Source organism: Tahibacter sp. (genome assembly GCF_035481375.1).
Taxonomy (GTDB): Bacteria; Pseudomonadota; Gammaproteobacteria; order Xanthomonadales; family Rhodanobacteraceae; genus Tahibacter.
The window spans coordinates 1-19,686 of record NZ_DATIGT010000133.1 but is presented as its reverse complement, the minus strand read 5'-3'; the positions used below and the strand labels follow the sequence as shown (position 1 = coordinate 19,686).

Below are 19,686 nucleotides of genomic sequence, written 5' to 3'. Positions count from 1 at the left end.
CGCAGGCAGAACCCGCCGCCGCAACGCCGCGTGCGACGCCTCCGCCGCCGAGCGCGGTCCGCGGCGCCGGCATGCTGCAATCCCTGCCGGTGCGCTCGGGCCAGCAGGTCTATGCGCGCGGCACCGAACTCGTGATCACGGCGGTCGTCGGCCACGGCGCCGAAGTCATCGCCGACGGGTCGATCCACGTCTATGCGGCGCTGCGCGGCAAGGCGATCGCCGGCGCCCAGGGCGACACAGCGGCGCGCATCTTCTGCCAGGATTTCCAGGCCGAACTCGTATCGATCGCGGGGCACTACCGCGTATTCGAAGACATCCCGGCCGATCTGCGCGGCAAGCCCGTGCAGGTCTGGCTGGAGGGGGAGAAGCTGCTGCTGGCCAGGCTCGGCTCGTAGCGATAAAGCAACAAGAGCCATTGTGGAGAGAGCAACTTGACTGAATTCATCGTCATCACCTCCGGCAAGGGCGGCGTCGGCAAGACCACGTCCAGCGCGTCGGTTGCCGTGGGACTGGCCAAGCACGGCAAGAAAGTCGCCGTGATCGACTTCGACGTCGGCCTGCGCAACCTCGACCTGATCATGGGCTGCGAGCGCCGCGTCGTGTACGACTTCGTCAACGTGATCCATCAGGAATGCACGTTGAAGCAGGCGCTGATCAAGGACAAGCGCTACGAGACGCTGTACGTGCTCGCCGCGTCGCAGACGCGCGACAAGGACGCGCTGACCAAGGAAGGCGTCGAGCGCGTCCTCAACGAACTGAAGGACGACGGCTTCGACTACGTCGTCTGCGACTCGCCGGCCGGCATCGAGAAAGGCGCGTTCCTCGCGATGTATTTCGCCGACCGCGCGATCGTCGTGGTGAACCCGGAAGTCTCTTCGGTGCGCGACTCCGACCGCATCCTCGGCCTGCTGTCGTCCAAGACCCGGCGCGCCGAAGCCGGCGGCGAACCGGTCGCGCAGCACCTGCTGCTGACGCGCTACAACCCGGCGCGCGTCGCTGCCGGCGACATGATGAGCATCGACGACGTCAAGGAAATCCTCGGCATCGAAGTGCTCGGCGTCATCCCCGAGTCCGAAGGCGTGCTCGCCGCGTCCAACGCCGGCGTGCCGGTCATCCTCGACGAAGCCTCCAATGCCGGCCATGCCTACGACGATGCCGTCGCGCGCCTGCTCGGCGAAACGCGCCCGATGCGATTCCTCGAAGCACCGAAGAAAGGCATCCTGTCGCGACTGTTCGGGAGCTGAGCATGGGCCTGTTCGATTTCCTGCGCGGCAGCCCGAAGCAGACCGCGAGCATCGCCAAGGAACGCCTGCGCATCATCGTCGCGCAGGAACGCAGCGCGCGCGGCAGTCCGGATTATCTGCCCCTGCTGCGCCGAGAGCTGCTCGAAGTCATCCGCAAATACGTCAACGTCGACCAGGATGCGATCGACATCCAGGTCAAACGCGACGGCGACCACGAAGTACTCGACCTCACGGTCACCTTGCCGGACAAGAACGAAGCCGCGGCCGCCGCGGCGGCGGCGGCACGCGAAGCCTGATCGAGCACTGCCGGGCGATATGGCCGACGACACGGTCCCGCGCAGCGAGGCGGATTCGACGGCGAGTGTGCTGACGCTCGCCGCGATCGACATTGCGCCGCTGCGCGCGCTGCTCGCCGCGCATGCGCTCGATCTCGTCGTCGTCGCCGACGGCGAGCCGATTCCCGGCAGCTACTGGGGCGAGCCCGAGGCGGGCCTCATCGGCCACCGCGTCTACGTGCGCGGCGACACTCCCGTGCACTCCGCACTGCACGAAGCCTGTCACCTGATCGTGCAGCCGCCCGAACGCCGCGCCGCCGTCCACACCGATGCGACCGACTCGGTCGCCGAGGAAGACGCGACCTGCTACCTCCAGATCGTGTTCGCCGCCGCGCTGCCCGGCGTCGGCAGCGAGCGGCTCATGCGCGACATGGATGCCTGGGGCTACACCTACCGGCTCGGCTCGACGCGTGCATGGTTCGAGCGGGATGCGGACGATGCACGGGAGTGGCTCGTCGAGCGCGCGTTGTTGCCGGTGTGAAGCGCGAGCCGGCAAAGAGGGAGCGTTGAAGCCCTCTCCCCCCAGTACGCTTGGGCGGCGGGGCGGGGCGTCGCTCAGAGCAGGCTCTGACGCCCCGAACGCCCAACCGGCCGGAGAGGGTTGCATGAGGGGAGAAGCAGTGCAGGCGACGCCGCACGCTCCCCGCATCGCCGATTGCAGCAGATGCTATTTTTCCGTTCTGCCACTTTGTGGCGTCGAAACCCTGTCCGCCTACTTCACCGTCACCGTAATCCTCGGCGACAGAATCGGCGGATCGAACGGGATGTGCAGCGCATCGCCGAGCACGAGCTGCAGGGTGTGCTTGCCGGGCGGCAGGGTCAGCGTCGTTTCGGTCTGGCCGCCGCCGAAGTGCTTGTGCTTGTCGTCGTTGGGCAGCGGCTGATTCATCGGCGGCAGCTCGGCCATGTCGATCAGCAGGTGGTGGTGGCCGGTTTTTTCCGTCGTCACGCCGGCCGGCGCGACGCCCATGCCCTTGAGGCCGAAACGCACGGTGAAGGTCTTGTCGACCGTGGCGCCGTCGGCGGGACTGACGAAGTAGAGTTCCGCGCCGGCGGTGGCGGCCGTGCGCGGCAGCGCGGCAGCCTTGGCTGGCTCGGGCCTGGCGGCCGGCTGTTGCGCCTGTGCCGTCGCGGCGAACAGCAGCACGGCTGCGAGCAGGAATCGATGCGTCATCGCAGGAACCTCGGTTCAGGGGAAGGCGCTCGATCATACTCCGCACGGTGCCGCCTCTCCTTGCGGCGGCGGCGATTGATCGGCGCCGCCGCGGCCCCATCTGCAGCCGGTCCCGCCTGCGCCCGTACTCCATGACCACACCTGCCGCCGCCGACCGATCGATCTTCGCGACCCTGCGCCTGATGCTGCCGCAGGTCTGGCCCTACCGCGGGCGCGTGCTGCTCGCACTCGGCTTTCTCGTCGCGGCGAAACTCGCGACGATCGCCGTGCCGATTTCGCTGAAGGAGATCATCGACCGGCTCGACGTCGCGCCGAGCCTGCTGCTGCTGCCGCTGGTCCCGCTCGTCGCCTACGGCGCGCTGCGCCTGGCCTCGTCGCTGTTCCAGGAATTGCGCTCGATCGTGTTCGCGCGCGTGCTCGCGCGCACCTCGCGCGTCGTCACGCTGAAGGTATTCCGACATCTTCATGCGCTGAGCCTGCGCTTTCATCTCGACCGCAAGACCGGCGGCGTCGCGCGCGACGTCGAGCGCGGCATGACCGCGATCGCGGATCTTCTGGACTGGACCCTCTACACGATCCTGCCGACGCTGTTCGAGGTCGTCGTCGTCAGCGCGATCCTGATCGTGCGCTACGACTGGACCTTCACCGTCATCACGCTCGCGACGCTGGTGTCGTACATCGCCTTCACCTTCGCCGTGACCGAGTGGCGCCTGCGCTATTACCGCGCCGCGAACGAGGCCGACACCGAGGCCAACGCGCGCAACGTCGATTCGCTGCTGAACTACGAGACGGTCAAATACTTCAACAACGAGGATCACGAACAGCGCCGCTTCGACGGCAGTCTCGTGAAGCTCGAAGACGCGACCGTGAAGAGCCTGAAGACCCTGGCCGTGCTCAACATCGGCCAGGCCGGCATAGTCGCTCTGGGATTGACGCTGCTGCTCTGGCGCGCAACCGTCGGCGTCGCCGACGGCCGCATGGCGCTCGGCGATCTCGTCCTGGTCAACGCGTTCCTGATCCAGCTGTCGATTCCGCTGAACTACCTCGGCATGGTCTATCGCGAGGTCAAGCAGGCGCTGTCGAACATCCAGCGCATGTACGCGCTGCTCGACGAGGCGCAGGAAGTCAGCGACGCGCCGGGCGCAGGTCCGCTCGCCGTGCGCGGCGCCGAGCTGCGCTTCGAAAAGGTCGATTTTCACTACGACCCGGCGCGCCCGATCCTGCGCGAGGTCGACTTCTGCATTCCGGCCGGCAAGACCGTCGCGGTCGTCGGCACCACCGGCGCGGGCAAGTCGACGCTCGCGCGGCTGCTGTACCGCTTCTATGACGTCAGCGGCGGACGCATCCTCATCGACGGGCAGGACATCCGCAGCGTGACGCAGGACTCGCTGCGCGCGGCCATCGGCATCGTTCCTCAGGACACCGTGCTGTTCAACGACACGATCTATTACAACATCGCCTACGGCCGCCCGAACGCGACGCGCGAGGAAGTCATCGCCGCGGCGAAGTCGGCACACGTCCACGACTTCATCGAATCGCTGCCGCAGGGCTACGACAGCGCGGTCGGCGAGCGTGGGCTCAAGCTGTCCGGCGGCGAAAAGCAGCGCGTCGCGATCGCGCGCACGCTGCTGAAGAACCCGGCGCTGCTCGTGTTCGACGAAGCGACGAGCGCGCTCGACACGCGAACGGAAAAGGTCATCCAGGCCGAACTCGAGGACATCGCGCGCAACCGCACGACGCTGGTCATCGCGCACCGGCTCTCGACGATCATCGACGCCGACGAAATCCTCGTGCTCGAGCACGGCCGAATCGTCGAGCGCGGCGACCATGCGACGCTGCTCGCCGCGGGCGGCCGCTACGCCGCGCTCTGGGCGATGCAGCAGAACGAGACCGCTCCGGCCGCCGCGGCGTGAACTCCGCCGCCGGACCGGCCGCGACAGTGTCGCGGCGCAGGCCGGAGTGCACGGCGATCCGGCAGCGCAGGTTTTGTCGCCGGGACATGACGCGCAGCAGTTGACGACCCGGCATCGTTCGCGACAATGGCTGCAACATCAACGCCATCCGCCCGGGCCAGCCCAGGACCGCGGCACGCTCAGGGGGAGCCTTCAATGGCCTACAAGATCGCGCTCGTCGGCGCGACCGCGGACGAAGAAAACGACTTCCGCAACCTGCTCGGCGCGGCGGCTCAACGCCTGCGCCAGAGCTGGGAAGTCAGCAATGAACGCGACGCGGATCTCGTCGTCGTCGACGTCGATTCCGTGTTCGGCCACATGGCGTGGCTCAAGGCCAACGGCGCCGGCAAGCGCACGGCAGCCTTCACCGGGCGCGACTCGGCCCGCGAATCCGATCTGCTGCTCGGCCGTCCGCTGAGTCTCGAAGGCATCGTCAAACTGCTGCTGATGTTCAACCTGCCTTCGGGCGCGGCGCCGCAGGCCGCCGCGGCGCCGGTCGAACGCGACAGCTACGCCAGCGAATTCCGTCCCGGCGATGCCCGCCCGCAGCGTGTCGCAACGCCCGCGCCCGCACCGCGCGCCGAAGCCCCGGTCGAGGCGCCGCGGCCCGCACCGCCGCGCCCGGCACCGGTCGCCGCACCGCCGCCTCCGCCGCCGGCTCCCGCCGCACCGCCGCGCGAACTCATGCTGGCCGATTTCCTGACCGGCATCAGCCTGCCGGGACCCGCGCGTCTCGTGACCGCCGGAGCGCCCGATCTGCTGCTCGATCCCGCGGCGCAGAGCTGGTACAGCAGCGCGACGGGCCTGCGTGCGCTCGTGCCGCACTGCACGCGCACGTTGACGCTCGGCGACTGGCAGCTGCTCAACGCCGGCGAATTCGCCGCCGCCAAAGGCAGCGCGACGGCGCAGCCGTTTTCGCGTCTGCTGTGGTTCTTCGTGCTGAATCGCTCGCAGGGCGAGCTGCTGCCTGAACTCGACCGCGCCGCACGCTTCAAGCTCGCGCGCTATCCGCAGAGCGAACGCGAGTTCACGAAGCATTTCCGTATCGGCACGTTCATGATGAAGGACTTCGCGAGCCTCGAAGAAATCGCCGAAGCCAGCGGCGCCGCACTGCCCGACGTCGTCGACTACGTCAACGCGTACACGGCGGTCGGCTTCGTCGAGAACGATCGCGGCCGCTACGAGCCGAACGACGGGCGCGGCAGACTGCGCAATCCGTTCGCGCGGTGAATACGTAGGGCGCAATAACCAACGGGCATTGCGCCGAATGAATGCGCAATGCCCGGAGGGCATTGCACCGAATCTTTTTCTTGTTGGCTTGTTTTGACGCGCGGCGCAATGCGCGGCAGTCGGCGCAATGCCCTTCGGTTATCGCGCCCTACGTCATGCCTCGACGCATTGAAACTGCAGCACGTAATCCGGATTCAACGCGGTTTCCTGGCCGAGGCTGATCGTGCCGGCCTTGCAGCGCAGCTGGATTTCGTCGCGATGCAGGCGCAGTTCGTCGGCTTCGCCGAGGCGCACCCAGGTGCCGTTCGTCGAGCGGTCGCCGATGACCCAGTAGCCGCGCTTGTACTCGATGGTCGCGTGCGTGCGCGAGACCCACTCCGCATCGACCATGAGATTGTTGCTCGCTTCGCGGCCCAGCGAGAACGGCGGCGCGAGTTCGTCGAGTTCGATCGACTGCCCGCGATAGCGCAGCAGCAGGCGCGCCTTGCGCTGCTGCGCCTCGACGAGCTTCACGACGCGCTGCACGGTCGTCACGTTCGAGGTGTCGTCCTGCCACATGACGTCGACGATCTCGATCGGCTGGAGCTTGCCGGACACGCGCGCCGTGCCGAGGGAGCGCGTGCGCAGCGGGCCGGTGTTCGTCACGCCGCTGACCGTCGATGCCGTCGTCACGATCTGTTCGCGCTTGGCCAGCGATGCCATGCGTGCGGCCGTGTTCACGGCGTCGCCGTAGACGTCGGTTTCCTCGACGAGCGTGTCGCCGTGGTGCAGGCCGACGCGGATGCCGAGGTTGTCGCGGATGAAGGCCGGATCGGTCGAGACGCGCTTCTGCATGTCGGTCGCCGCGAGCAGGCCGTTGAGCGCCCCCGGGAACGTGCACATGACTTCGTCGCCGATCGTCTTGATGAGGCGGCCGCCGTGGCGCTGCGTGATTTCGCCCAGGACGTGCAACACACCGGCAACGATGCGGCGTGCTGCTTCGTCGCCGCGCGTCTCGAACAGCTTCGTGCTGCCGGAGACATCGGCGAACAGGATGGTGAGGGGCTGGCGCTGACTCATCTGGCCGGATCATAGGCGATTCGCCGAAGCGGCTCCAGAACTGCCGACTCCCGCACAGACCCTTCCGGCGCGAGCCGGTGCGGAGGCCCGATCGCCGCGTTCCGCCCCTGCCGTCCGGCCTACGCCAACGCGCAGCGGTTGCGACGCGACGGCCTTGCCGTGAAGCCGCGCCAACCGCGATCGTGCGCCATCACGAGGAGACGACGATGCGCGCAGTCCTGGCCTACCTGCTTGCCCCTGCCCTGTTGCTGGTCAGTGCCGCAGCCACCGCCGAAGCGGCGCCCGGCTTCCGCATCGAGACACTCGCACCGGGCGTGCACGCGGCCGTCCGCACCGACCCGCCGGGACTCATGGTCGACGCGAACTGCCTGTTCATCGTCAACGATGAGGACGTCATCGTCGTCGACGCACCCGAGGCCACGGCCGACCTCATCGCCGCGCTGAAGGGACTGACCGACAAGCCGGTGCGCTACGTCGTCAACACGCACTGGCACGACGACCACGTGATCGGCAACGCGCAGTGGCGCAAGGCCTGGCCCGATGCGCAGTTCATTGCCCATCCGAGCCTGCGCGACTACCTGCCGGGCACCGGCGCAAAGAACCGCGCCGGCATGATCGCCGGCGCGCCGCAAGCGGCCGCGCAGATGCGCAAGCAGCTCGACGCCGGCAAGAACCTCGCCGGCGCGCCGATCAGCGACGAGGAACGCACGAGCTATGCGAGCGACATCGCGCTCGTCGCGGACTACATGAAGGTCGTGCCAGGCACGCCCGACGTGCTGCCCGACCTCGGCGCCGCCGGCGATCTGATCCTGCAGCGCGGCACGCGGCGCATCGAGATCCGCCGCGTCGGCCGCGGCCACACCGAGGCCGATCTCGTCGTCTGGCTGCCGCAGGAACGCATTCTTGCGAGCGGCGACCTCGTGGTCTGGCCCGTGCCGCTCGTCGGCAGCGACCAGTCGCATGTGAACGACTGGCCGGCCGCACTCGACGCGCTGCTCGCACTCAAACCCGCCGCGGTCGTGCCGGGCCACGGCCCGGTGCTGCGCGACACCGGCTACATCACGCAGATGCGCGGCCTGTTCGCCGACATCGCGCGTCAGGCGCGCGAACTGCGCGCCAGGGGCCTCGATCTCGACGCCGCGCGCAAGGCGGTCAAGCTCGACGACTGGCACCGCCGCTTCGCCGGCGACTCGCCCGTACGCAGCGCGCTGTTTCGCATGTACGTCGCGGCGCCGGCGTTCGTGTCGGCGTGGAATGCGGCCGCGCGCTGACCCGCCGTCAACGGCGCGGACGTTTCGTCAGGCGAGGCTTTCCGCCGCCGCCACGAGTTCTTCATCCGACGGCAACACGAGAAACGCAGCCCCCGCGAGCGGCGTATAGGTATCGACACCGACGACGCGCCTGAGCGGCTTGCCGCCATGACCGGCTTCGACGATCGCGGTGACGATGCCTTCGCCGACGCCGGCGCTGCGCCGGCCTTCATCGGCGACGACGATGCGCGCGCAGTCGCCGGCGTGGCGCGCGATCGCGGCTTCGTTCAGCGGCTGCAGCCAGCGCAGGTCGACGACGCGGGTCTTCCAGCCGCGGCTCTTTTCCAGCGCCTTCGCCGCGCGCAGGCTCATCGGCACGGTGTTGCCGTAGCAGAAGATCACGAGATCCCTTGCGCCCGGTTCGTAGACGCGTTCCTCGCCGAGCGCGATGTGCTGGTCGGGCGACGGATAGCTGGTCTGCCAGAGGCCGTCGCCGGCTTCGTAGAGATCCTTGGTCATGTACAGCGCGATCGGTTCGAGGAACGCGCAGACGCGGCCGTCGATCTTCGCGAGCGCGGTCAGCGTGCGCAGCATCATCGCCGCGTCGTCGCCGCGGCTCGGGCAGCCGACGACGAGGCCCGGGATGTCGCGCAGCGCAGTGATCGATGTGTCGTTGTGGAAATGTCCGCCGAATCCCTTCTGATACCCGAGCGACGCGATGCGCATGACCATCGGGTTGCGGTACTGGCCGTTGGAGAAGAACTGCAGCGAGCAGGCCTCGCCGCGGATCTGGTCGCAGGCATTGTGGAAATAGGCGAGATACTGGATCTCGGGCAGCGGCAGCATGCCCATGTTCGCGTAGCCCTGGGCGAGGCCGAGGATCATGGTCTCGTCGAGCAGCGTGTTGAACACGCGGTTGCCCTTGAACGCCTTCTGCAGGCCCTTGGTCACCGTGTAGACGCCGCCCTTCTGCGCGACGTCCTCGCCGAACAGCAGCGTCTCGGGATACTTGCAGAACAGGTCGTGCAGCGCGTTGTTGATCTGGATGGCCAGATGACGCGGCGCCTGCTTCTCGGGCAGTTTCTCGTCGCCACCGAACACGGCGAGGCGCTTCTCGGCGTAGTCGGCGCGCTTGGCTTCGACGTTGACCTGGTTCGGGTGATACGGCGCGAGCGGCGCAATGACTTCGGCGAGATCGGTCAGCTTCGGCCGGCGATCGGCTTCCTCGGCGGCGGCGAAGCATTTCTGCCGCACCGATTCGTACTTCGCGAGCAGCGTGTCCTTGGAGTACAGGCCGGATTCGAGCGCGATCGCGGCCGAGCGCAGCAGCGGATCGGTTGCTTCCACGGCCATGAGTTCCTCGACGCTGCGCCACTCGATCTCGAAGTCGGTGCCCGCGTGCCCCATGATGCGCGTCGTGCGCAGGTGCAGGAAGGTCGGGCGGCGCGTCGTGCGGCAGTGGTAAACGGCGCGGGCCACCTGCTCGTAGCCTTCGGCGACGTCGAGGCCGTTCGCGTAGAAATAATCGAGATCGCGCCGGCCGCTGAAGCTCGCGGCGATCCAGTCGGTCGGCGTCTTCACCGAGATGCCGATGCCGTTGTCCTCGCAGACATACAGCACGGGGGCCGGCAGCTTCTGGTATGCGGTCCACTGCGCCGTGTTGAACGCGGTCTGCGCGGTCGCGTGGTTGGCGGAAGCGTCGCCGAACGAACAGATCGTGATCGAATCGTCCGGCACCGGCAGCTTGTGACCGATGCGGCGCGCCTGTTCGATCGCGACGGCGGTGCCGAGCGCCTTGGGCAGATGCGAGGCGATCGTCGAGGTCTGCGGCAGCACCCAGAGCGGCTTGGACCCCCAGACCTTGTGTCGGCCGCCCGAGGCCGGGTCGTCCTTGCTCGCGGCGAAGGACAGCGCCGAGTCCATGATCGGATCCATGCCCGGCAGCTTGCGGAAGCGTTCGGCCATGAAACCGCCGGAGCGGTAGTGCAGGAACGCCGGATCGGTATGACGCGTCAGGCGCGCGACCATCGCGTTGCCTTCGTGGCCCGACGAGCCGATCGTGTAGAACACCTTCTGCTTCACGCGCAGCACGCGCGCCATCAGGTCGAGATGCCGGCTGATCAGCTGCGACTCGAACAGCGCGACGAAGTCGGTCGCGGTGCAGAGGCTGCCGGGCAGCACGGGCTCGTCGGCGGCCGGACGATGCCGTGCCTGGCCGGCCCAGTCGCGGACGAACTCGACGAAGTTCTGGTCGCAGACTTCGGCGCGATTGAGGATTTTCTGGCGGGCGGGAATCGGTGCAGCGGCGGACATGGCGGACCTGGTCGGCAAAGCCCCGGCGCGCGGTCGCGCGCCGGAGACGGCGGAGGAAAGGGCGCAAGAATAGCCGCAGGGCGTAGGCAAGAAAACTCGATATGCACGCAAAACCACAGTGCTGACGCGGGTTTCCGGCAAACGGCCCCCTGCGTTCGGGCGGCAGTGGATCTAGGTTCCGGCAAACGCGGGCGGTGCGGCGCCCTTCCGCCGTCGCGCGGTTTCGCGACACCATAGGCGATACGACGGCGAGCGGACTCGCCGCTGGGGGGCGCAGATGAACACACCGGTCGATCCGACCTGGCGCAGTACCGACGATCCTGGCATCGCCGCCGGCGACGGCGAGGAATTCGCGCCGGGCCAGCGCGTCGGACGCTACCAGATCCGCGGCCTGCTCGGCCGCGGCGGCATGGGCGTCGTCTATCTCGCCGACCAGATCGAACCGGTGCGGCGGCCGGTCGCGCTGAAGCTCGTGCGCGGCGCCTTCGCCGACCCGCTCGCGCAGGCCTATTTCGAAGTCGAACGGCAGGCGCTCGCGCGCATGGATCACCCGGGCATCGCCAAGGTGCTCGAAGCCGGCACGACGCCCGACGGGCTGCCGTTCTTTGCGATGGAATGGGTCGACGGGCCGACCCTGGACAGTTTTGTCATACAGGCCGCACCGGACCTGCGCGCACGCCTTGACCTGCTGCGCCAGATCGCGCTCGGCGCGCACCACGCGCACCAGCGCGGCGTCGTGCATCGCGATCTCAAGCCCGGCAACGTGCTCGTGCCGCTGATCGACGGCCGCGCCGTGCCGAAGATCATCGACTTCGGCATTGCGATCGGCGTCGACCACGGCGGCGACACCGGCGAATACGCGGGCACGTCGCTGTACATGAGTCCCGAGCAGTGCGGGCTCGTCGACGGCAACGTCGACGTGCGCAGCGACGTGTACTCGCTCGGCGTCATGCTGCTTGAGCTGCTTGCGCCGGCAGGCACGCTCGACGCGCTGCGCGAGCGCGGCGTCGGCGCGAGCCAGCTGTCGCGCGTGCTGCGCACGGAACGGCCGTCCGGCCTCACGCATCACGACGCGACGCAATGGCTGTCGCTGCCGGCACTGCGCGCGATTCCGCGCGAGCTGCGTTACGTGATCGCGCACGCGACCGATGTCGATCGCGACGCGCGCTACGGATCGGCACAGGCGCTCGCCGACGATCTGTCGAACTATCTGGCCGACCGTCCGCTCGTCGCGGTGCCGGCGACGCGGCGTTATCTGATCGGCAAGTTCGTGCGCCGGCACCGCGTGCCGATCGGTGCGGGCGCGGCCGTGCTCGCGGCGCTGGTGCTGGGACTGGGTGCCGCGATCTTCGCGCTGCTGCAGGCACAGGCCGAACGCACGCGCGCCGAGGAAGCCGCGCAGCGTGCGACGCGCGAGGCCGCGCGCAACCGCAGCCTCGCCGATTTCCTGTCGACGGTGCTCGCCGGCATCGAACCCGAACAGGCGCGCGGACTCGACACGACGCTGCTGCGCCAGGTGCTCGATCAGGCTGCAGCGCGCGCACAGCGCGACCTCGCGAACGACGAGGCCCAGCTCGGCGACATCGAGGCGACGATCGGCCGTGCGTATCGCTCGATCCAGGTGCTCGACAACGCCGAAGCGTTCCTCGGCCGCGCGCTGGAACGGCAGCGCGCGCGTTTCGGCGCCGACTCGGCGACCGCGCTGGAGACCGAACGCTTCCTGCTCTGGAGCATCAGCGAAAACGGCCGCGAGAACGAAGCGCTGCCGCGCATGCGCGAGCTGCGCGAACGCACCGCGCGCGCGCTCGGCGACACCGCGCGCGCAACCTTGCTGGCCGATCTCGCCGCCGGCTGGTTCGAATACCTCGCGGGCAACATGAAACCGGCCGAGACGGCGCTGCGCCGCGCGAGCGACGGGCTTGCCGCGACGGCGGGCGCCGACGATCCGAAGGCGCTCGACGCGCTCGGCCGCTACGGCGTCGTGCTCGCCGACTCGGGCCAGTACGACGCGGCACGCCCGGTCTACGACCGCGTGCTCGCGGGCTACACGAAACTGTTCGGCGTCGACGATCCGCGCTCGCTCGGCGTGCGCAACAGCCTCGGCATCCTCGCGATGCAGCAACGCCGCTACGCCGACGGCGAACGCGAATTCCGCAGCATGCTGCCGGTCTACGAAAAGCTCTACGGAGCCGACCACGTGCAGACGCTCGCGCTCGCGCTGAACATGTCCGGCGCGCTGCGCCAGCAAGGAAAGGTCGCCGAATCCGGCCCGTACTACCGCCGCGCCTACGACGGCTTCCTCGTGAAATACGGCCCGGATCATCTGCGCACGCTGATCGCGCAGAACAATCTCGCGAACTATCTGATCGACGACCGCAAGCCCGCCGAAGCCGTCGCGCTGGCGCGGGAAGCCGTGACCCGCGCACGCGAACCCTATGCGAGCAATCGCATCATTCTCGGCGAATTCCACTTCACGCTCGGCAAGGCCCTGTTCGCCGCCGGCAAGCTCGGCGACGCGGAGACGGAACTCACGCAGGCCTGGCGTCTGCGCTCGGAAGAAATGGGCGCCGACGCCGAAGACGCGCGCGACGTCGCGAAGAAACTCGCCGAACTCAAGCGCGCGCAGAAGCAGGAGCCCGCCGCACGCGCGTGGGACGCGAAGGCGCAGAAACCGTAGGTTGGTTGAGCCGCAGGCGAAGCCCAACATCGAGGTGATTCCGCTTCGAAGAATCCGTACCGAAGAAATGCCTTCGCTGCCGATTCCGACCGTGCCGCAACGCGCTTCCTGCGCCTGGCAAAACACCACACGTGGCGTCTCGACGTTGGGCGTCGCCTGCGGCTCAACCCAACCTACGAACTACGAAGTCGTCTGCGCGACGAATTGCGGCTGCGCGCGCACGCGATCGAGCCAGGCGCAGATCTGCGGATATCCGCCGAGATCGAAGCCGCCATCAGCCGCGGCGTGCGTGTACGCGAACAAGGCGATATCGGCGATCGTGTATTCGTTGCCTGCGAAGAACGGCCGCTCGGCGAGATGCTGCTCCATCACGGCCAGCGCCTGCGCACCGCGTTCGCGCAGGCGCGGCAGGTCCGCGCGGCGCGGATGATCCTCGGCCAGCCAGCGGCAGATGAAGCGCGCGACGGCGATATAGGGCTCATGGCTGTACTGCTCGAAGAACAGCCACTGCAGCACTTGCGCGCGCTGCCACGGATCCGACGGCCAGAGCGGCGTGCCGTCGGCGAGATAGCAGAGGATCGCGTTGGATTCGGCGAGCCAGCGGCCCGGCTCGACTTCCAGCAGCGGCACCTTGCCGTTCAGATTCATCGCGAGGTACTGCGGCGTGCGCGTCTCGCCGGCCGCGCTGTCGATCTCGACCCAGCGATACGGCCGGCCGAGCTGTTCGAGCAACAATTCCACCTTGTAGCAATTGCCGGACGACTTCATGCCGTAGACGGTCAGCATCGGAAAACGCTCCGTAGGTTGGGTTGAGCCGAAGGCGAAGCCCAACATCGAGGTATTTCGCCTGTCGGAAACATCGCCCGGCGGTGGTTGCCGTCAGCGTGCCGACCGCGATGTCGCGGTTCGCCTTCGGCTCACCACGACCTACCCGTGTCTTCTGCGCGCACGCCATTCCTCGCGCGTCTGGCCCCAGGCGTCGATCGTCATCGTGTCGTAGGGCGCCGGCAGTTTCACGCGACGCAGGTTGCGCGCGCCCAGGCGTTCGGCGACGCGCTGCGACGGGACGTTCTCGGGATCGATGCAGTGAATGACTTCGGTCCAGCCCAGCGCGTCGAAGGCCCAGTCGATCGCCGCCGTCGCCGCTTCGACCGCATAGCCTTTGCCTTGCCCCGCCTGCGACAGTCCCCAGCCGACTTCGGTGCCGGGCCAGTCGGCCGGCATCCACGGTCCGATGCGGCCCATCCAGCGGCCGCTGTCGCGTTCGATCACGGAGAACATCGCGAAGCCCTGCAGTTGCCAGGAGCCCGCCATGCACATCATTGCGCGCCACGCGGCGGAGCGGCCCTGCACGCCGCCGAGGAATCGCATCGTCTCAGGTTCCGCGGCAAATTCCGCCCAGGCATCGAGATCCTCGATGCGCGGCGTGCGCAGGAGCAGACGTTCGGTTTGCAGCTCGATCTCAGCCATGCGTCAATGCTCCGACTGCCGAACAACGAACGCGAGGGTGCAGCGCGGCGCAGCGAAGCCGCCGGCGCGACGGAGAAGCGCCCGAATCAGAACGCGTTGATACCGGTCAGTTCGCGACCGACCACGAGCTGGTGCACCGTCTCGGTGCCTTCGTAGGTGATGACCGATTCGAGGTTCAGCGCGTGGCGGATCGGGCTGTATTCCGTCGTGATGCCGGCGCCGCCGAGGATGTCGCGCGCTTCGCGTGCGATGTCGAGCGCCATGCGCACGTTGTTCCACTTCGCGAGCGAGACCTGGGTCGGCTGCATCCTGCCGGCGTCCTTGAGACGGCCGAGCTGCAGCGACAGCAGCTGCGCCTGCGTGATGCGGCGGGCCATGTCGGCGAGCTTCAGCTGCACGCTCTGCGTCGCGGCGATCGGCTTGTTGAACAGCACGCGCGTCTTGGCATATTCGGTCGCTTCGTGCAGGCAGGCGATCGCCGCGCCGATCGGTCCCCAGGTGATGCCGTAGCGCGCCTGCGTCAGGCAGCCCAGCGGTCCCTTGAGACCCTTCACGTTCGGCAGGCGGCTCGCATCCGGCACGCGCACGTTGTCGAAGAACAGGCCCGACGTCACCGACGCGCGCAGGCTCATCTTCTTGTGGATTTCCTGGGCGACGAAGCCCGGCATGCCCTTTTCGACGATGAAGCCCTGGATGCCTTCCTCGGTCTGCGCCCAGACGATCGCGATGTGCGCGAGGTTGCCGTTCGTGATCCACATCTTCGCGCCGTTGATGATCCAGTCACCGCCGTCGCGCTTCGCGTTGGTCTTCATATTGGCCGGATCCGAGCCGCCGTGCGGTTCGGTGAGGCCGAAGCAGCCGATGACCTTGCCCGCGGCCATGTCGGGCAGCCAGCGGCGGCGCTGCTCTTCGCTGCCGTAGGCGTAGATCGGATACATGCAGAGCGAGGACTGCACCGAGGCGAAGCTGCGGATGCCGGAATCGCCGCGCTCGAGTTCCTGGCAGATCAGGCCGTAGCTCACGGCGTTCATGCCGGCGCAGCCGTAGTCGGTCGGCAGGCTCGAACCGAGCAGGCCGAGTTCGGCCATTTCGGGAATCAGGTCGGTCGGAAACACGCCCTTGTCGAAACAGTCCCCGATGATCGGGAGCACGCGCTCGTCGGTGAAGCGGGCCACGGTGTCCTGCACCATGACTTCCTCTTCGGACAGCATCGAGCGGACATCGTAGAGATCGTAGGGATTGAGCGTGCTGGCGGCCATGGAAATTCCGGATTTCGCGCGGGAAACGAAGGGAAATGAAGCGACGGGAGCCCTGTGCGAAGGGCAGCGCGGCATTCTAGCGGCGCCCCCGGCAAACTTCACCCGCGCCGCGATTGGCCCCGCCGATCCCGTCGAGATTGGCGCCAGCGTGGCGCCATCGCACCGATGCGTGCCGTCGCGCCCCGCGCTGCGTATCATGCCGGCCGGCTCGTTCGCGCGGGAGCGCCATGCAGGTTCCGGTTCTGACGTATCACGGCGTCAACATCGACGGCAACGCCTATGCCGGCAACGACCACGTCGCGTTCGCCGCGGATCTCGAGCTCATCCACGAACTCGGTCTGCGCATCGTGCCGGCGCAATGGGTCGTCGACCAGCTGCTCGGCCGCACGCAGCGCGACCTGCGCCGCTGCGTCGCGCTGACCTGCGACGACGGCAGCAATTTCGACTATGACGATCTCGACCATCCGACGCACGGGCGGCAGATCAGTTTTCATTCCGCGCTGCGCGCATTCCGCGCGCGCCACGGCGAGCGCGCCCAGCCCGACCTGCATCTGACGTCATTCGTGATCGCCGATCCGTTCGCGCGCAAACGCATGGATGAGCAATGCCTCGTCGGCCGCGACTGGATGCAGTCGCGCTGGTGGCGCGCCGCGCGGGACGGCGGTCTCGTCGCGATCGAGAACCACAGCTGGGATCACAACCATCCCTGCCTGGCGACCCCCGGTCCGCACGGCCTCGCGCGCGGCGACTTCCACGCGGTCGCCGACGACGCGCAGGCGGAATTCGAGATCGCGCAGTCGCAGCACTTTCTCGCCCAGCAGCTCGCCCCGCATGCGCCGCGGCTGTTCTGCTACCCGTTCGGCCACGTCAACGATTTCCTGCGCACCGACTGGCTGCCGCGCCGCGGCCCGGCCGTCGGCCTCGACGCCGCGTTCGGCGACGGCGCCGCGCCGGCAACACCGGCATCGGACCGCTGGAACGTTCCGCGCTACATCTGCGGCTGGCACTGGCGCTCGCCGGAGGCGTTGCGGGGGATTCTTGAAGCAGCAAACAGAGAGTAGGCGGCAAGAACGGGAGCCGGTGTCTCCCCAGTGTCCTGTTCCGTAACTACAAGGCACTGGAATTGCTCGACCGTTAGTTACGGAACAGGACATGGTTCCTTGCCGATGCCTCCCTTCCCGGGCCTTCTCTCCCGACGTTGTCGGAGCAGACGGAGTCGCCGTACTCAAAACGCCCCGAGCGCATGCACCTTCGCGACCAGCGCGCGCTTGTGGTTGTCGTGCAGCGGCTTGTGCCAGTTGACGATGACGTGTTCGTGTTCGGTCTGCACGAAGCCGGCGGCCAGCGCGACTTCGAGCGCACGCTTGTCACCGCAGTGGCCGAAGAACGCATCGCAGCAGCCCGCATATTTGCGGAATGCATATTTCAACAGATAGAACCACAGCCCGCCGGCGGCGCGCAGCGCATCGCGCTGTTCGGGCAGCATCAGCCGCGTCGTGTCGCCGTCGCTGCAGGACCCGCCCGACAGGTACACGTCGCCGAACGGCATCATGTGCGAGAAGCCGGCCAGGTGCAGCGCGCCGTCGGGCGCGCGATACAGGCCGACGAGATGCCGCGGGATGCTCGGCGGCGGGTGCCCGAACTTGCGCCGGAACAGATCGGCGACGAGGAAATCGGCGCTGTCGATCTCGGTGATCGTGATGAAGTCGTGCAGCGCCGCAGGCAGGACGTCGCGCGGATCGAAATGTTCGCCGGTGTGCATGCTGTCGTATCCGATGTCGTGAATGGACGCGCCGCTCAGAACGGCATGAAGCTCCGGGCCTTCGCGACGAGTTCGCGCCGCCGTCGCGCGGTCGGTTCGCGCGTCCAGTGCACGAGCAGATACTCGATGCCGGTTTCGCCGAAGCCGAGCTTCGGCGTGGTCCGCAGTGCGCGTTCATCGCCGCAGCAGGTGAAGATCGCTTCGCAGCGCGGCCCCCAGCGCTCGAAGCCGTAGCGCAGCGTCGCGAGCATCAGGCCGCCGTAGTCCTTCAGTGCCGCGCGCTGCGCGTCGCTCAGGCCGCGCAGCAGGTCGCCGTCGGTCGCCGCACCACCAGCCAGGAAAATGTCGCCGCAGTCGGTGAAGTGCACGTAGCTGACCGGCAGGAAGCTGCCGTCGTCGCGCTTCCAGAATGCGACGACGTGATGCGGAAAGTCCGGCGCCGCGGCCTTGTAGTTGCGCCGGAACAGCGCTTCGGCGAACGGCGGTCCCTGGTCGACTTCGGTGACGTGGATGAAATCCTCGATGCTCATGCGCGGTTCCGGTCGGTCGGCGCGCGATGGTCGCATTGCGCCGCGGCAGCGACAACTGCTTCGGGCTCCGCTGATCAGGCGCTTGCGTGCGCGACTCAGCGCGCGCCGTGCGCGCAGCATTCGCGCCAGATCGCGTCGCCGCGGCGCTGCGCTTGCGCGAGCTGCGCGGCATCGAGCGGCTGCGCGAGCGCCTGCAGGTACAGCTCGATCAGCCGCGGCGGCCAGCTGCGGCCGAGTTCCGTGCGCGCGAACGCGTAGATATCGGCGTAGGCGCCGACCGGATCGGCCGCGAGGCCGTAGCCGTGAGTCTGCGCGTCGGCACGCAGCTGCAGCGCGCGCGCGTCGCCGGCGCGCACGGCGCGTTCGAGGTAGTCGAGCGCGCGAACGCGGCGCGCTTGCGCGTCGGCATCCTTCGCCGCATCCGCGTCCTGCACGAGCACGTGGCGTGCATAGCTCGTCATCGCCGCGACGCGACCCGCTTCGACGGCGCGCTGCAGCCAGTCGGGCGCTGCCTTCGCGCGGGCAGCGTCCACGACGCGCTCGCTGCCGGCGCAGTGCTGGTCGAGCTCCGCATAGCCCTGCTGCTGCAGAAGCACGAGAAATTCCGGCGACGCGGGCTTGCCGCCGATCAACGGCGCGGGTTCGTTCGTGGCCATGCCGGTCACGATCGCGTCTTCGACGTCCTGCGCCGTCATCGGCGCGTAGTCGCGGCACAGCGACAGCAGCTCGCCCAATTCAGCCGCCGCGTCGGCGTCGCCCGCTGCCGCAGCGCGCTCGATCCGCGCGAGACGGGCCGCGAAATCCTCGGTTGCCGCCGGCGCAAGCGGACGCCGGCCGGCCTGCGTCGACGCAACCGGCGCGGGATCGTAGGGCGTGCGGCCGGCGGCGCGCGACGGCGCCGCGTCCGGACTGCGGGCATCCGTTTCGACCGTACGCCGTTCTGCCGTCGGCGATGACGGCCTTCGCTGCAGGACGAGAAACGCGACCAGCAACAACACCGTCGCGGCGATGACGATCGCGGCGCGGCGCATCAGCGCCGCTCGTTCGACACGCCGTGCGGTACGTGGCCCGTCGCGACGTGGCGCCGCGCCGATTCGACGTTGCTGCGCGAGTCGTCGAAGAAGATGTCGGCGCCGAACGCTTCGAGGAACGGCCCTTTGTCGCGGCCGCCGAGAAACAGCGCTTCGTCGATGCGCACGCCCCAGGCGCGCAGCGTCAGGATCACGCGCTTGTGCGCCGGCGCCGAACGCGCCGTGACGAGTGCCGTTCGGATCGGCGACTGTTCGAGCGGAAACGCGCTCTGGATGCGGTGCAGCGCGTCGAGAAAGCCGCGGAACGGACCGCCCGGCAGCGGATGCGCGGCGTGCTCGGTCTCGTGACGGTGGAATGCGTCGAGGCCCTGTTCCTGCGACACGCGCTCGGACTCGTCGC

General features: G+C 68.2%; 19 protein-coding genes. 9 read left to right on the top strand and 10 right to left on the bottom strand.

The window, feature by feature from the left end; genetic code table 11:
* The 4 genes from minC to VLF18_RS09140 all read left to right on the top strand — a co-directional run.
* Positions 1-395, top strand: a 395-nt coding sequence (minC, locus tag VLF18_RS09155; RefSeq protein ID WP_325279320.1) for a septum site-determining protein MinC, incomplete at its 5' end; no start/stop codon positions are given.
* A gap of 36 nt (positions 396-431) precedes the next feature.
* Positions 432-1,244, top strand: coding sequence for a septum site-determining protein MinD (gene minD / locus VLF18_RS09150; protein ID WP_325279319.1), 813 nt, complete (start codon positions 432-434; stop codon positions 1,242-1,244).
* 2 nt (positions 1,245-1,246) lie between these two features.
* Positions 1,247-1,540 carry a cell division topological specificity factor MinE gene (gene minE / locus VLF18_RS09145; protein ID WP_325279318.1) on the top strand — a complete coding sequence of 98 codons (294 nt, stop codon included), beginning with the start codon at positions 1,247-1,249 and terminating at the stop codon, positions 1,538-1,540.
* 19 nt (positions 1,541-1,559) lie between these two features.
* The gene (locus tag VLF18_RS09140; RefSeq protein ID WP_325279317.1) at positions 1,560-2,060 is read left to right on the top strand and encodes a hypothetical protein; all 501 of its coding nucleotides are present in this window, start codon (positions 1,560-1,562) and stop codon (positions 2,058-2,060) included.
* A gap of 231 nt (positions 2,061-2,291) precedes the next feature.
* Here VLF18_RS09140 and VLF18_RS09135 read toward each other — a convergent pair whose 3' ends face one another.
* Positions 2,292-2,753 carry a DUF4399 domain-containing protein gene (locus tag VLF18_RS09135; protein ID WP_325279316.1) on the bottom strand — a complete coding sequence of 154 codons (462 nt, stop codon included), beginning with the start codon at positions 2,751-2,753 and terminating at the stop codon, positions 2,292-2,294.
* Positions 2,754-2,884: 131 nt separating this feature from the next.
* Between VLF18_RS09135 and VLF18_RS09130 the strand changes: the two genes are divergently transcribed.
* Both VLF18_RS09130 and VLF18_RS09125 read left to right on the top strand, forming a co-directional pair.
* On the top strand, positions 2,885-4,666 hold the full coding sequence (locus VLF18_RS09130) for an ABC transporter ATP-binding protein/permease (protein ID WP_325279315.1): 1,782 nt from the start codon (positions 2,885-2,887) through the stop codon (positions 4,664-4,666).
* A 195-nt stretch (positions 4,667-4,861) separates the two neighbouring features.
* Complete coding sequence (locus VLF18_RS09125) at positions 4,862-5,935, top strand: hypothetical protein (RefSeq protein WP_325279314.1); 1,074 nt, start codon at positions 4,862-4,864, stop codon at positions 5,933-5,935.
* A 153-nt stretch (positions 5,936-6,088) separates the two neighbouring features.
* On the opposite strand, the gene VLF18_RS09120 is transcribed toward VLF18_RS09125, so the two are convergent.
* A complete protein-coding gene (locus VLF18_RS09120; RefSeq protein ID WP_325279313.1) occupies positions 6,089-6,994 on the bottom strand; it encodes an adenylate/guanylate cyclase domain-containing protein in 906 nt (301 codons plus the stop codon).
* Between the two features lie 206 nt (positions 6,995-7,200).
* On the opposite strand from VLF18_RS09120, the gene VLF18_RS09115 reads away from it, so the two are divergent.
* Positions 7,201-8,265, top strand: coding sequence for an MBL fold metallo-hydrolase (locus tag VLF18_RS09115; protein WP_325279312.1), 1,065 nt, complete (start codon positions 7,201-7,203; stop codon positions 8,263-8,265).
* A 27-nt stretch (positions 8,266-8,292) separates the two neighbouring features.
* On the opposite strand, the gene VLF18_RS09110 is transcribed toward VLF18_RS09115, so the two are convergent.
* Positions 8,293-10,557 (bottom strand): thiamine pyrophosphate-dependent enzyme, encoded by a 2,265-nt coding sequence (locus VLF18_RS09110; protein WP_325279311.1) that lies wholly within the window; start codon positions 10,555-10,557, stop codon positions 8,293-8,295.
* A 277-nt stretch (positions 10,558-10,834) separates the two neighbouring features.
* On the opposite strand from VLF18_RS09110, the gene VLF18_RS09105 reads away from it, so the two are divergent.
* Positions 10,835-13,234: a protein kinase domain-containing protein gene (locus tag VLF18_RS09105; RefSeq protein ID WP_325279310.1), complete on the top strand. Its 2,400-nt coding sequence runs from the start codon at positions 10,835-10,837 to the stop codon at positions 13,232-13,234.
* Positions 13,235-13,414: 180 nt separating this feature from the next.
* Here the strand turns inward: VLF18_RS09105 and VLF18_RS09100 are convergent, their stop codons facing one another.
* From VLF18_RS09100 to VLF18_RS09090, 3 genes are all read right to left on the bottom strand, one after another.
* The gene (locus VLF18_RS09100; RefSeq protein WP_325279309.1) at positions 13,415-14,020 is read right to left on the bottom strand and encodes a glutathione S-transferase family protein; all 606 of its coding nucleotides are present in this window, start codon (positions 14,018-14,020) and stop codon (positions 13,415-13,417) included.
* 141 nt (positions 14,021-14,161) lie between these two features.
* Entirely contained in the window at positions 14,162-14,704 is a 543-nt protein-coding gene (locus VLF18_RS09095) for a GNAT family N-acetyltransferase (RefSeq protein WP_325279308.1), read from the bottom strand.
* An 86-nt stretch (positions 14,705-14,790) separates the two neighbouring features.
* Positions 14,791-15,963 (bottom strand): acyl-CoA dehydrogenase family protein, encoded by a 1,173-nt coding sequence (locus VLF18_RS09090; protein ID WP_325279307.1) that lies wholly within the window; start codon positions 15,961-15,963, stop codon positions 14,791-14,793.
* A gap of 227 nt (positions 15,964-16,190) precedes the next feature.
* Between VLF18_RS09090 and VLF18_RS09085 the strand changes: the two genes are divergently transcribed.
* Positions 16,191-17,024: a polysaccharide deacetylase family protein gene (locus VLF18_RS09085; protein WP_325279306.1), complete on the top strand. Its 834-nt coding sequence runs from the start codon at positions 16,191-16,193 to the stop codon at positions 17,022-17,024.
* Positions 17,025-17,188: 164 nt separating this feature from the next.
* Here the strand turns inward: VLF18_RS09085 and VLF18_RS09080 are convergent, their stop codons facing one another.
* From VLF18_RS09080 to VLF18_RS09065, 4 genes are all read right to left on the bottom strand, one after another.
* Entirely contained in the window at positions 17,189-17,725 is a 537-nt protein-coding gene (locus tag VLF18_RS09080; RefSeq protein WP_325279305.1) for a hypothetical protein, read from the bottom strand.
* A gap of 35 nt (positions 17,726-17,760) precedes the next feature.
* On the bottom strand, positions 17,761-18,255 hold the full coding sequence (locus VLF18_RS09075) for a hypothetical protein (protein ID WP_325279304.1): 495 nt from the start codon (positions 18,253-18,255) through the stop codon (positions 17,761-17,763).
* Between the two features lie 95 nt (positions 18,256-18,350).
* A complete protein-coding gene (locus tag VLF18_RS09070) occupies positions 18,351-19,286 on the bottom strand; it encodes a hypothetical protein (protein WP_325279303.1) in 936 nt (311 codons plus the stop codon).
* The coding region (locus VLF18_RS09065; protein WP_325279302.1) for a 5'-nucleotidase at positions 19,286-19,686 on the bottom strand (401 nt) is incomplete at its 5' end. The genes VLF18_RS09070 and VLF18_RS09065, both read right to left, overlap by 1 nt.